The sequence below is a fragment of the Diaphorobacter sp. LR2014-1 genome (genome assembly GCF_002916785.1).
Taxonomy (GTDB): domain Bacteria; phylum Pseudomonadota; class Gammaproteobacteria; order Burkholderiales; family Burkholderiaceae_C; genus Diaphorobacter; species Diaphorobacter nitroreducens.
In genome coordinates, this window is the sequence record NZ_MTBE01000006.1 from 51,057 (window position 1) to 63,055 (window position 11,999).

An 11,999-nucleotide genomic window follows, 5' to 3' on the forward strand; every position below is an offset into this window, starting at 1 on the left:
CCTGACTGCTGAAAAACAAGAGAGCCCTGGTCCATGCGACCAGGGCTTTTTTTATGGTCATGCCGCATCTTCAGCAAAAACAGCAGGGTGTTTCTGGTAATTAGGGGAATTTACGGGGTATTTGATGGCAGATGAACAACACGACTTGCTTCCTCCATCTTCATTCCCCATTTTTCATCTATATGCTCTCAAGATGCATTAAAAATAACGCAAATAGGCCACTTTTAGGCGCATCTCTTTTCATCCTGATTTTTGAACGCTAAGACTTCACAGACCACTCAAGCCTTTACACAATCAGGAGCAGCGCCCAGCAGTGGCGACCGCAGAACCGGAGAAATTTGATGACCTCAGCCACGACAGCCCCGCATACAACCCAGACACTGCAGTTTCATCCTCGCGTTGCCGAGAGTGTTGCGACGCAGCGAGGGGAGGGCTGGAGCATTCAAGCGGTACAGGAGCTCCTCGATCTTCCATTCATGGAACTGCTCTGGCGCGCGCAGGCCACGCACCGCGCACATTGGCCCCAGGGCGACATCGAATTGGCCACGCTGCTGTCCGTGAAAACAGGCGGCTGTCCGGAAAACTGCGGCTACTGCCCCCAGTCGGCGGAGTTCGATACCGGCGTGAAGGCCGAAAAACTCATGAGCGTGCAGGAGGTAACCCAGGCAGCGCAAGCCGCCAAGGACGCCGGCGCGACGCGCTTTTGCATGGGCGCCGCCTGGCGAGCTCCGAAGGACCGCGACATCGAAAAGATAAGCGAGCTGATCACCGCCGTGAAAGACCTAGGCTTGCAGACCTGCGCCACGCTGGGCATGTTGCAGTCGCACCAGGCCCAGGCGCTGAAGGATGCGGGACTGGACTACTACAACCACAACCTGGACACGGCCCCCGAGTACTACAGCGACGTGGTCAGCACGCGCCAGTACCAGGACCGGCTGGATACGCTGCGCCATGTGCGCGACGCAGGCATCAACGTGTGCTGCGGCGGCATCGTTGGCATGGGCGAAGCGCCGGTGCACCGCGCGGGTCTCATCGCGCAGTTGGCCAACCTAAACCCGTATCCGGAGTCGGTGCCCATCAACAGCCTGGTGCGCGTTCCCGGAACACCGTTGGCCGACAGCGAGCCGGTGGACCCGCTGGACTTCGTGCGCGTGATCGCGGTGGCCCGCATCACCATGCCCAAGGCTCGCGTACGCCTGTCCGCCGGCCGCCAGCAGCTTGGCGACGCGGTGCAGGCTTTGTGCTTCTTGGCGGGTGCCAATTCCATCTTCTATGGCGACAAGCTGCTCGTGACGGGCAACCCGGATGTAGAGGCCGACACCCAATTGCTGGCCAAACTGGGGTTGAAGGGTACGCCCAACCAAACCACCACAGAAACTGCTTGCGGTGCTTAATCTGCATGCGCTGTTTTGTACAGAGGATGCGCGCCCTGAAGAATCAGGGTGCCAACAGCTGGGTACGGTTTTTCGGTACGCCATTGAGTAAGCGGCAAGACTAGTCAGTTCAATTATTTAACATAATATACATCGTATCTAGTAGCCTGGGACTGAGGCTGCGGCGCAATGACCGTGACACCCGTCTACAACAGGCGCAGAAGTTCCGGGCCATGTACCGCAACCTGGGCTTGGACCTGTCCGGCTGCGCGAAGCTTCTTCATGTGACCGAGCGGACTTTACATAACTGGGAGTGCGGCAAACACGACATTCCCTATGCCACGTTCAAGCTGTTGCGCTTGCTCAACGGCATGGAGCTGCCCGGCGAGTCCTGGCGCGGCTGGAGCTTCCAAGGCGGTAAGCTATGGTCTCCTGAGGGTCGCGCGTTCGTTGGAACGGACGGCGCTTGGTGGTCGCTCCTGGTGCGTCAGGCTCACGGTTACAGGGAGCTGATGGCGCGGGGCGCTGAGGGCCGGGCGGCAGCAGGCGGCAAGCGCAGCGCGGCTGCTGCCGACCGGGCGGCAGTGCCCGGCCCCGATGCGCCAGCATCGGTGAGGCGCGAAGCGCCTGCGCCTATCGTTTTGCCGCTGTTGGCGGTGCGTTTGGGCCTCTCCGGCTTTGCTACCCCCCCGAGTAACACGGGGGTAAACAACGGTGTCTCATATCGTGGAATGGGGGGCGTTGTATGAATCCCTATGAAGCGCCGCGCCCGCCTCGCAAGCGGCACTATCCGCGTGATGCAAAGTCCGGGGCATTCCGTCCCGTCGAACCCCTCGACGACATGATCTTGTTTGGCTTCGTGCGCGATTCGCACGAGTCGCTGACCCGTGCCGCTCGGTTCTTGGAGCGTGTCCCGATTGCTGGCGATGAGGTGGCGGTGGGTCAGGTTCGGGACTTTGTGGTTGCCTACCTGGAGGTGGTGGCCGCTGAGCTGGCGCGGGATCTTGTGGTGGGTGATGGCCGCGCCGATTTGATGGGCCTTAACGATGGCTGACCCTGTTTCTTGGGGCGTTGTCCCCTTCCCTGCTCCTGCAGAAATCGTTCCCGGGAGCGTAATTAAGGCGGGGTATCGGGCGATTATGGCGCCGCGAACCCCTGACCAAAACCAGTCTTAGGAGGACTGATCATGGCTGTTGTGAATGCTACTACGTTGGAGAATGGACGGCTTTCCGGCGCTGTCGAGGAGCGCTTGTTGAGGCTGAAGCAGTTGCTTCAGATGGTGCATGACGCTGTCGGGGAAGGAAATACCCCTGCATGGTTGTTCACGGTGGATGACTACGTGGTTGCCATTGATGATGCATTCAGGGCGTATCACGGTTCTGTTTGGGAAAAGCTCTTGCCCCTGGCGCGTGACGTTGAGTCCGCATCTGCGCGGCTGGGCATGAAACCCGTCACTCGGGCCTGATGGGGTATGGGGGCCGTGGCCCCCATGTAAGCGAAGCGAAACCACACGATTAAACCCGTGGCGATTATTTGCCGCGTGGCGGAGCGTTTGTGCCCTTCGGCTGCTTGATCGCGCCTTGATAAACGGTCTTATTATGTGGATAACTCGCAACCCCTCTTTTTTTATGCGCAAATGAAGATTATTATCTAGGGCATGCTGATAATGGCGATATACATCGTATCTAGTACGCCAGCGGCTGGGCCTGAGGCACCACGATCCCGAAACCCGCGCACAGCTTGGAGAGCGCTTCAAGGCGATGCGCCTGAACCTGGGATGGGACCGGGCCACCTGCGCGAAAAACTTTCACGTCACCGAGCGGACTTTACATAACTGGGAAACCGGCAAGAACGACATCCCGTTCACAGCCTACAAGCTGCTGCGCCTGCTGAACCGGATGGAGTTGCCCGGCGACTCGTGGCACGGCTGGTACTTCCTCGGGGGCACGCTCTACACCCCCGAGGGGCACCCGCTCACGGGCCAGGATGGCTCCTGGTGGTCGCTCTTGGTGCGCCGGGCCGCCATGTTCGATCAGCTCTGCACCCGGGTGCATGGGGGCGGAACGGTGGGCGCGAGAACGCCCGGGGGGGGCCCCCGCCTGCGGGGCGGACCCGGGCGCGAGCGCGGCCGCCGTCCCCACGGCGCCAGCCGGGGGGCGGCGCGAAGCGCCGCCGCCCCTAGATTTATCAATAGAACATATCTGTACAGGGGTTGATGTACGTAGCAGTGCCGTTACCCCGAGGAAATCGGACTCAAACCTCGCTCCAGCGTCGACGGATGCTACCAACCTGATAGCACCCGCCTTGCCCCCTAGGGGTTCACAGTGGTACCATTTTGAACCATGGCATTCTCCGTCCGACTCTCCCCCGATCTCGAAGCAGACGCCCGCGCCCGCTGCGAGCGGCTGGGCATCAGCCTCAACGCCCTGGTGGCCGTGGAGCTTGGCGATTACCTTCGAGGTGGCGCTGGCGCAGCAAGGCCGCCAGACGGCGACGCAGGCCCCTCGGAGTCCACGCCCGCCCCTGCCCCTCGCCCTGCCCGAGAAAAGCCCGCCAAAGCTGCCCCAGGGCCCCGGCTCAACCGTCAGCAACGCCGCTGGCTGGCCTCCCGCAAGGGGTGAGCCCCCGGGGAGTCCAGGGGAGGCGGGGGCGAACCCCGTCCCCGAAGTCCCCGTCCTGTCGCGCAGCGTGCCCCCTGCCTGGGGCCTGACGCTCCCAGCGCGCCCGCAATACCCATCCCCGCCCGTCCGGCACGCCCCTGCGGCGTCTGTCCCGCCACGCCCCGGCAACGGCCCGCCGCGAGCCACCCCAGCGGGATTAACTCAGACGGTGAATCCGCGCCCTGTGAAAACGGGATTTGATTATGTGGATAACCAATATGAAACTATTATCTCTGGATGGGGGAGATAATGCCCTATACATCGTATCTAGTACGCCAGCGGCTGGGCCTGAGGCACCACGATCCCGACATCCGCACCCAGCTCAGGGAACGATCCCACCCTCCGCGTAAACGTTCAGTGACCGGCCCTTTTCAATTGACTACGATGGCTGGCATGTCCCAAACACTCTCCACGTCAACTATCTCCTTGGGCCATCACGGTCGCGTGTGTATTGTCACGGGCGGTGCCCAGGGCATTGGCGAGGCCTGCGTGCGCAGGCTGGCGCGCGACGGTGCCAAGGTGGTGATCGCAGACATGGATGATGCCCGCGGACGTGCTCTTGCCGATGCGGTGCCGCAAGCCGCCTACATTCATTGCGATGTGGGCAACAAGTCCGAAGTGGATGCCCTGGTAGGTCAAACCATGGCGCTGCACGGGCGCATCGATGTATTGGTCAACAACGCGGGTATCTTCCGCGCTGCGGATTTTCTGGAGGTGACCGAGGAAGACTTTGACGCGGTACTGCGCGTGAACCTCAAGGGTGCCTTTCTCATGGGCCAGGCCGTGGCACGCGAAATGGTGCGCTCGGGCGGCGGCAGCATCGTGAACATGAGTTCCGTCAACGGCGTTTTGGCCATTCCGAACATCGCCAGCTACAACGTGAGCAAGGGTGGCATCAATCAGCTCACCCGCGTGATGGCGCTGGCGCTGGCGGACCGTGGCATCCGCGTGAACGCGGTGGCGCCCGGCACCATCGCCACGGAACTCGCCGCGAAGGCCGTGCTGACGAGCGACGAGGCCCGGCTCAAGATCCTGAGCCGCACGCCGATGAAGCGCCTGGGTGAGCCTTCGGAGGTCGCTGATGTGGTGGCATGGCTCGCCAGCGACGCCGCCAGTTATGTGACCGGCGAGATCGTCACCGTGGACGGCGGCCGCATGACGCTCAACTACACCGTGCCGGTCTAGCCCAGCCCATCACTCTGCGCAACAGGCCGCAGGGTCTTTGGGTTGACGGCACAATCCATGCCATGAGACTTCTGCACACCATGCTGCGCGTTGGCAATCTCCAGCGCTCCATCGATTTCTACACCCAGGTGCTGGGCATGCAGTTGCTGCGCACCTCCGAAAACCCTGAATACAAATACTCTCTGGCCTTCCTGGGCTTCGAGGGCGGCAACCCCGGCCAGGCCGAGATCGAGCTGACGTACAACTGGGGGGTGGAAAGCTATGAGATGGGCACAGCCTACGGCCACATTGCCCTGGGCGTGCCCGACGCCTACGCCGCCTGCGAGAAGATCAAGGCAGCCGGCGGCACCGTGACGCGCGAGGCCGGGCCGGTCAAGGGCGGCACCACGGTGATCGCCTTTGTGACCGACCCTGACGGTTACAAGATTGAATTGATCGAGCGCAAGAGCGATGCTGGCGCAGGCACCGGTCTGCGCTAGTTTGCTCTTTCTTTAATAGCTGTTAGCGCTTATCCACAAAGCGCTGCAGCCCATTTTTACTTGTATTCATCAAACCCGCTGCAACGCGCTGGCTTCGCGCGCTAGACGGGTGATGCGGGACCAGTCGCCCTGCTCCAGCGCATCCGCGGGCACCAGCCACGACCCGCCCACGCAGGCCACGTTCTTGAGCGCCAGAAACTCCGCCGCATTGCCGGGCTGGATTCCACCCGTCGGACAGAACGCCACGTCGCCAAACGGCCCCTGCCACGCTTTCAGCATGGCCGTACCGCCCGCCTGCACCGCAGGGAAGAACTTGAGCGCAGAGAAGCCCTCTTCCTGCGCCGTCATGATCTCGCTGCCCGTGGCCACGCCCGGCAGCAGCGGCAAGCCCGCATCGCGGCAGGCGCGGCCTACGGCGGGCGTAAAACCCGGACTGACGGCAAACCGCGCCCCGGCGCGCGCGGCAGCAGCCGCATCAGCACTGGTGCGTACGGTGCCTGCGCCGACCACGGCATCGGGCACTTCCGCGGCGATGGCCCGCATGCATTCGAGGGCTTGCGGCGTGCGCAACGTCACCTCCAGCATGCGGATACCACCGGCGACCAGCGCGCGCGCCATCGGCACGGCATGCCGCACGTCGTGCAGAACGATGACCGGCATCACGGGCGCATCGCGCATCACATCGAGCGCCGTGATGGTGTGTTGCGTCACAGCCATGTACAGGCCCCCTCTTCCGCGCTGAGCGCATTGCGCCGCATGCCGGCGAACAGTTCGCGCCCCCAACCGCGTGCGTTGTCCTGCAGCAAGCCAGGCGGCACGGTGGCAGGCGTGCGCGCCTGCCATTCGGCCGCATCGACCAGCACATCGAGCGTGCCCGCCACGGCATCCAGCCGGATGACGTCACCGTCGCGCACCAGCGCCAGTGGGCCGCCGGCATGCGCCTCGGGCGATGCGTGGATGGCCGCAGGCACCTTGCCCGAGGCGCCGCTCATGCGGCCGTCGGTGACCAGCGCCACCTTGTAGCCCTTGCCCTGCAGCACGGCCAGCGGCGGGGTGAGCTTGTGCAGTTCTGGCATGCCATTGGCCTGGGGACCCTGCCAGCGCACCACGCAGACCACGTCGCGGTCCAGTTCGCCGGCCTGGAAGGCCTGCTGCAGTTCGCCCTGCGAGGCAAACACGCGTGCAGGCGCCTGCACCACATGCCGGTCGGGCGGCACGGCGGAGACCTTGATCACGCTGCGCCCCAGATTGCCCGACAGCAGCTTGAGGCCGCCCGTGGCGCTGAAAGGGTCGGCCGCAGGGCGCAGCACGCTGTCGTCACGCGAGGCGCCGATGTCGGCCCAGTGCAGTTGCTGATCGGCGGTTCCCTGCGGCTCGCGCGTGTATTCGCGGATACCTCCAGGGCGAACGGTAAGTACATCCTCGTGCATCAGCCCAGCATCGAGCAGCTCGCGGATCACATAGCCGGGACCGCCAGCGGCCTGGAACTGGTTCACGTCCGCGCTGCCGTTGGGGTACACGCGCGCCAGCAACGGCACGACCGCGGACAGGGCAGAAAAGTCGTCCCAGTCGATCACGAGGCCCGCCGCGCGCGCCACGGCCACCCAGTGGATCAGGTGGTTGGTGGATCCTCCCGTGGCCAGCAGCGTCACCATGGCGTTGACGATGGCGCGCTCATCTACCACGCGCCCGATAGGTGGGCATGCCGCCCCCTTGTCGCCCAGCACCGTGCGTGCGGCCTCGCGCGTGAGTTCCTGGCGCAGCGCCTGGCCCGGGTTCACGAAGGCCGTGCCCGGCACATGCAGGCCCATGGCCTCCAGCATCATCTGATTGCTGTTGGCCGTGCCGTAGAAGGTGCAGGTGCCCGGCGAGTGGTAAGCGGCCATCTCGGCCTCCAGCAGTTCACCGCGGCCCACCAGACCTTGCGCGGCCTGTTCGCGCACCTTGGCCTTGGCGCTGTTGGACAGGCCCGACGTCATGGGCCCCGCCGGCACGAACACCGTGGGCAGATGGCCGAACTGCAGCGCCCCCACCAGCAGACCAGGCACGATCTTGTCGCACACACCGAGCATGAGCGCGCCATCGAACACGTCGTGGCTCAGCGCCACGGCCGTGGCCATGGCGATCACGTCGCGGCTGAACAGGCTCAACTCCATGCCGGGTGTGCCCTGCGTCACGCCATCGCACATGGCGGGTACGCCGCCGGCCACCTGGGCCGTAGCCCCGCGCTTGCGCACCTCGTCCTTGATCAGGTCCGGGTAATGCTGCAGCGGCGCATGGGCCGACAGCATGTCGTTGTACGCCGTGACGATGCCGATGTTGGGTGCCTTCTGGACCACCACACGCAGCTTGTCGTTGCCAGGCATGCCGGCGAAGGCGTGGGCCACATTGGCGCAACCCAGGCGGTCTGCACCGCGGTCGCGGCGCGCCTGGAACTCAAGCTGCTGCAGATAGGCGCCGCGCGTAGGGGCGCTGCGCTGGCGGATGCGCTCGGTGACGGTGTGGACGGTGTCGTGCAGGGGCATGCTGGGTGGCGCGAGGGCGGCTGTGGGAAGGTTGCAGAAAACGACTGCGGGCAAGCATTGCCCCCGGAATCCTACGCGCCAGTGGGCGACACAGGTGTAGGCCGAGGGCACATGGCAGGGAACCGAGGGCAGGCGCCGCCGCCTGCCCCGCCCTGCGCTTACTTGGCGTTGCGCGCCTGCTGGACGGCGGCGTTCACCTCGTCCCAGGTCTGCTGGCCCACCGACTTGGCGATGCCTGCGTTCACGCTGACCAGCTTCTCGCGCATGCGGTTGGCCTCGGCGGCCGACAACTCGTTGACCTGCATGCCCTTGCCCTTCAGGTCGGCCAGGGCCTTGGCGGCCTCTTCGCGCGTGTCCTTGCGCTCGAAATCGCGGCTCTTGATGGCGGCGTCCTGCAGCACCTTCTTCTCGGCGGCGGACAGGCCGTCCCACCATTTCTTGCTCACCGTGACGATCCAGGGGCTGTACACGTGGTTGGTCACCGTGAGGTACTTCTGCACCTCGTAGAACTTGCTGGAGACGATGGTGTTGTAGGGGTTCTCCTGGCCGTCCACGGCGCGCGTTTCCAACGCGGTGAACAGCTCGGAGAACGGCAGCGGCACGGCGTTGGCGCCCAGGGCCTTGAAGCTGTCGAGGAACACGTTGTTCTGCATCACGCGCAGCTTGATGTCGTTCAGGTCTTCCAGCTTGGCGACGGGGCGCTTGCTGTTGGTGAGGTTACGGAAACCGTTCTCCCAATACACCAGGCCCACCATGCCCTTGGCTTCCAGCTTGGCCTTGATCTTGTCGCCCACGGGGCCGTCCAGCACCACATCGGCTTCCTTGGCGTTGCTGAAGAGGAACGGCGTGTCCCACACGGCCATCTCCGGCACCAGGCCCACCAGCGTGGCGGTGGAGCCCACCATCATCTCCTGCGCGCCGCCGATCAGCGCCTGCTGCATCTGCGTGTCGGAGCCCAGCGAGGCGTTGCCAATGGCACGCACCTTCATCTTGCCGCCGGTGGCCTTTTCCACTTCTTGCGCAAACATGCGGGCCGCGCGGCCCTGGTTGGAGTTGTCCACCAGGCCATAGCCGAAACGCACGATGCGCGGCTTGAAGTCCTGCGCCTGTGCAGCGCCGGTGGCAACGAGTGCGGCCACGAGGCCGGCAAGAGCAAAGCGTATACGCATGGGAAGTCTCCTTTGGACAGTCAGGGTGAAAAGGGATGAAAAGCTCAGTGCATCCAGCGCAGCGGCGCGGTGATGAGGGCCGGGAACAGCGTGAACAGGACCGCCAGCAGCACATACACGGCCAGGAACGGCGTGGTGCCCTTGATCACGGTCTCCATGCGCAGGCGGCCCACGCCCGCCACCACGTTCTGCACCGTGCCCACGGGCGGCGTGATCAGGCCGATGCAGCCCACATAGATGAACATGAAGCCGAAGTACACGGGGTCGATGCCTGCCTTGGCGGCCAGCGGCGCGCAGACGGGGCCGAAGATCAGGATGGTGGGCGTGAGGTCCATGGCCGTGCCCACCACCAACAGGAAGGTCATCATCAGCGCCATGAACAGCACGGGGTTGCCCATCACGCCGGCGAAGCTGTCGGCCAGCATGTTGGGCAGGTCGGCCAGGGTGATCATGTAGGCCGTGACGGTGGCGGCGCCGCACAGGAACATGACCACCGCCGTGGTCTTGCCCGCGGCCAGGAATACGTCGTACAGCTGCGACCGGTTCAGTTCGCGGTACACGAACATGGACACCAGCAGCGCATACACGGCGGCGACCACGGCGGCCTCGGTGGGCGTGAAAATGCCGCCGCGCAGGCCGCCCAGGATGATGACCGGCATCATCATGGCCCAGAAGCTCTTGGTCAGCGCCTTCATGCGCGGGCCCCACGCCACGCGCTCCATCGAGGGCAGGTCGTGGCGGCGCGCAATCCAGGCCCAGGCGCCGATCAGGAAGATGCCCATCATCAGGCCCGGAGCCACGCCCGAGAGGAACAGCTTGCTGATCGAGGTATTCGTCGTCACCCCGTAGATCACGAACGGCATGGACGGCGGGATGATCGGCGCGATGATGCCGCCGGACGCCAGCAGGCCCGCGCTGTAGCTCATCGGGTATTTCTGCTCGCGCATCATCGGCAGCAGGATGGTGGCCAGCGCCGCCGTGTCTGCAATGGCCGAGCCGCTCATGGACGCCAACAGCACGGCCGCGCCAATCACCACGAAGCCCAGCCCGCCGCGGATATGCCCCACGAAGGCGCGCGCCAGGTCGATGATGCGCCGCGACAGGCCGCCCGCGTTCATCAGCTCGCCCGCCAGGATGAAGAACGGCACGGCCAGCAGCGGAAAGTTGTCAAAGCCGGCCTGCAGGTTTTGCGCCAGCAGCTGCGAATCGAAGAAATCCAGGTGCCACATCAGGGCGACACCCGTCAGCACCAGGGCGTGGGCGATGGGCATGCCGATCACCATGCCGCCGATGAGCACCAGAAGAAAGATGGCGGTAACGATCATGGTGCGCCCTACTCCACCGACGTTTCCGCGTCGCTGCCATGCGGCAGCGGCTCGCCGCGGCGCAGATCCACCACCACGCCCACCAGCAGGCCCACGGCCAGTACCAGCGTCGCCGCGGCGCCCAGCGCCAGCGGATAACCCAGCACGGTGCTGTAGCTGCCCATGCCGGCGATCACCTGTTCCCACGAACCCTTGAGCAGCAGCAGCATGCCGCCCGCCACCAGAGCCTGGCTGGCCCAGAACAGCAGCTTGCGCGAGCGGCCCTTCAGGCGCGAAGTGAGCATGTCGAAGCCCAAGTGCTTGCCCTCAAAGGCCGCGACGATGGTGCCCACCGCCACCAGCCACACGAACAGCAGGCGCGAGATCTCCTCGTACGAGACGATGCTCGTGGAGAACACGTAGCGCAATACCACGTTGACGAACACGGCCACGACCATGCCGGCCAGTGCGAGCACCATGAAATGCTCGGCCAGGCGCTGCACCAGGGGCTTGCGCGGCCGTTCCTGCGGGGAGGGGGAAGAAGCGCTCATGCACTGTCTCCGGAAGACGACGAAAGGGAAGCAGCTGCGTTGCCGCGCAGCCATTGGACGACGGACCGGGCCAGCTCGTCCACGGGGCGTGTGGCATCCAGCGTCAACACGCGCGGCTCGCCCTCGGGCGACTCCAGCGTGGCGAACTGATCGGCCACCAGAGCGGGCGAAAAGAAATGCCCCGCGCGCGTCTGCACGCGCTGCAATGCCTGCTCATAGTCCAGCGCCAGAAACACGAATCCCACGCGCGGGTTGCCCGCACGCAGGCGATCGCGGTATTTGCGGCGCAGCGCCGAGCAGGTCAGCACTACGCCCGCCGTGCCCGCAGGCGCCGCCAGCAATGCGGCCAACCGGTCCAGCCAGCCCGCGCGGTCGGCATCGGTCAAGGGCACGCCGGCGCGCATTTTGGCAATGCTCTCGGGAGCATGGTGGGCATCGCCCTCATGCAGCACCCAGCCCAGCGTTTTTGCGCAGGCCTCGCCCACGCTGGACTTGCCGCAGCCGGAAACGCCCATCACCACGATGGCATCGATGTCACAGGTCAAGATAGCGCTATCTCTAAAGATTCAAAAAAACGGCTGCATCCCAGGACGCAAGCCGTTCACCCGAAGTTCACGGCTTCACGCCGCGGCTTCTCATGGAGAAATTTCGCTGCATCGCATGGGGAGAAGCTACTCCTCCCCACAAACCCGCGAAAACCCCATGAAAGATAGCGCTATCTTAAGGGACAATTTTGGCCAGAATTCCTAGGAA

General features: G+C 64.4%; 14 protein-coding genes. 8 read left to right on the forward strand and 6 right to left on the reverse strand.

The window, feature by feature from the left end:
- Positions 1–341: 341 nt before the first annotated feature.
- The 8 genes from bioB to gloA all read left to right on the forward strand — a co-directional run bounded on the left by bioB (position 342) and on the right by gloA (position 5,697).
- Entirely contained in the window at positions 342–1,394 is a 1,053-nt protein-coding gene (bioB, locus tag BV908_RS07160) for a biotin synthase BioB (RefSeq protein WP_103737679.1), read from the forward strand.
- Between the two features lie 212 nt (positions 1,395–1,606).
- Positions 1,607–2,122, forward strand: a complete 516-nt coding sequence (locus BV908_RS07165) for a VC1465 family Xer recombination activation factor (protein WP_103737680.1) — start codon at positions 1,607–1,609, stop codon at positions 2,120–2,122.
- Positions 2,119–2,427 carry a hypothetical protein gene (locus BV908_RS07170; RefSeq protein WP_146052206.1) on the forward strand — a complete coding sequence of 103 codons (309 nt, stop codon included), beginning with the start codon at positions 2,119–2,121 and terminating at the stop codon, positions 2,425–2,427. The genes BV908_RS07165 and BV908_RS07170 overlap by 4 nt, the downstream gene beginning before the upstream one ends.
- Positions 2,428–2,559: 132 nt before the next feature.
- Positions 2,560–2,838, forward strand: coding sequence for a hypothetical protein (locus BV908_RS07175; protein WP_103737682.1), 279 nt, complete (start codon positions 2,560–2,562; stop codon positions 2,836–2,838).
- Positions 2,839–3,133: 295 nt separating this feature from the next.
- Complete coding sequence (locus BV908_RS07180; RefSeq protein WP_103737683.1) at positions 3,134–3,589, forward strand: VC1465 family Xer recombination activation factor; 456 nt, start codon at positions 3,134–3,136, stop codon at positions 3,587–3,589.
- Between the two features lie 126 nt (positions 3,590–3,715).
- Positions 3,716–3,994, forward strand: coding sequence for a toxin-antitoxin system HicB family antitoxin (locus tag BV908_RS22075; RefSeq protein ID WP_146052207.1), 279 nt, complete (start codon positions 3,716–3,718; stop codon positions 3,992–3,994).
- A 432-nt stretch (positions 3,995–4,426) separates the two neighbouring features.
- Entirely contained in the window at positions 4,427–5,218 is a 792-nt protein-coding gene (locus tag BV908_RS07185; RefSeq protein WP_103737743.1) for an SDR family oxidoreductase, read from the forward strand.
- Positions 5,219–5,280: 62 nt separating this feature from the next.
- Positions 5,281–5,697: a lactoylglutathione lyase gene (gloA, locus tag BV908_RS07190; protein WP_011805290.1), complete on the forward strand. Its 417-nt coding sequence runs from the start codon at positions 5,281–5,283 to the stop codon at positions 5,695–5,697.
- 69 nt (positions 5,698–5,766) lie between these two features.
- Here the strand turns inward: gloA and eda are convergent, their stop codons facing one another.
- From eda to BV908_RS07220, 6 genes are all read right to left on the reverse strand, one after another.
- Positions 5,767–6,414, reverse strand: a complete 648-nt coding sequence (gene eda / locus BV908_RS07195; RefSeq protein WP_103737684.1) for a bifunctional 4-hydroxy-2-oxoglutarate aldolase/2-dehydro-3-deoxy-phosphogluconate aldolase — start codon at positions 6,412–6,414, stop codon at positions 5,767–5,769.
- A complete protein-coding gene (gene edd / locus BV908_RS07200) occupies positions 6,405–8,222 on the reverse strand; it encodes a phosphogluconate dehydratase (RefSeq protein WP_103737685.1) in 1,818 nt (605 codons plus the stop codon). The genes eda and edd overlap by 10 nt, the downstream gene beginning before the upstream one ends.
- 158 nt (positions 8,223–8,380) lie before the next feature.
- Positions 8,381–9,391, reverse strand: coding sequence for a TRAP transporter substrate-binding protein (locus tag BV908_RS07205; protein WP_047351486.1), 1,011 nt, complete (start codon positions 9,389–9,391; stop codon positions 8,381–8,383).
- Between the two features lie 44 nt (positions 9,392–9,435).
- Positions 9,436–10,716: a TRAP transporter large permease subunit gene (locus BV908_RS07210; protein WP_103737686.1), complete on the reverse strand. Its 1,281-nt coding sequence runs from the start codon at positions 10,714–10,716 to the stop codon at positions 9,436–9,438.
- 8 nt (positions 10,717–10,724) lie between these two features.
- Complete coding sequence (locus tag BV908_RS07215) at positions 10,725–11,246, reverse strand: TRAP transporter small permease (RefSeq protein WP_015913397.1); 522 nt, start codon at positions 11,244–11,246, stop codon at positions 10,725–10,727.
- Entirely contained in the window at positions 11,243–11,761 is a 519-nt protein-coding gene (locus tag BV908_RS07220) for a gluconokinase (RefSeq protein WP_047351512.1), read from the reverse strand. Before BV908_RS07220 ends, BV908_RS07215 begins: the two co-directional genes overlap by 4 nt.
- Positions 11,762–11,999 lie beyond the last annotated feature (238 nt).

Coding starts and splice junctions, on each gene's coding strand:
- eda (WP_103737684.1), bottom strand. CDS start 6,414: ATGGCTGTGACGCAACACACCATCACGGCGCTCGATGTGATGCGCGAT.
- BV908_RS07180 (WP_103737683.1), top strand. CDS start 3,134: ATGCGCCTGAACCTGGGATGGGACCGGGCCACCTGCGCGAAAAACTTT.
- edd (WP_103737685.1), bottom strand. CDS start 8,222: ATGCCCCTGCACGACACCGTCCACACCGTCACCGAGCGCATCCGCCAG.
- BV908_RS07185 (WP_103737743.1), top strand. CDS start 4,427: ATGTCCCAAACACTCTCCACGTCAACTATCTCCTTGGGCCATCACGGT.
- BV908_RS07175 (WP_103737682.1), top strand. CDS start 2,560: ATGGCTGTTGTGAATGCTACTACGTTGGAGAATGGACGGCTTTCCGGC.
- BV908_RS22075 (WP_146052207.1), top strand. CDS start 3,716: ATGGCATTCTCCGTCCGACTCTCCCCCGATCTCGAAGCAGACGCCCGC.
- BV908_RS07205 (WP_047351486.1), bottom strand. CDS start 9,391: ATGCGTATACGCTTTGCTCTTGCCGGCCTCGTGGCCGCACTCGTTGCC.
- gloA (WP_011805290.1), top strand. CDS start 5,281: ATGAGACTTCTGCACACCATGCTGCGCGTTGGCAATCTCCAGCGCTCC.
- bioB (WP_103737679.1), top strand. CDS start 342: ATGACCTCAGCCACGACAGCCCCGCATACAACCCAGACACTGCAGTTT.
- BV908_RS07215 (WP_015913397.1), bottom strand. CDS start 11,246: ATGAGCGCTTCTTCCCCCTCCCCGCAGGAACGGCCGCGCAAGCCCCTG.
- BV908_RS07210 (WP_103737686.1), bottom strand. CDS start 10,716: ATGATCGTTACCGCCATCTTTCTTCTGGTGCTCATCGGCGGCATGGTG.
- BV908_RS07220 (WP_047351512.1), bottom strand. CDS start 11,761: ATGGGCGTTTCCGGCTGCGGCAAGTCCAGCGTGGGCGAGGCCTGCGCA.
- BV908_RS07170 (WP_146052206.1), top strand. CDS start 2,119: ATGAATCCCTATGAAGCGCCGCGCCCGCCTCGCAAGCGGCACTATCCG.
- BV908_RS07165 (WP_103737680.1), top strand. CDS start 1,607: ATGTACCGCAACCTGGGCTTGGACCTGTCCGGCTGCGCGAAGCTTCTT.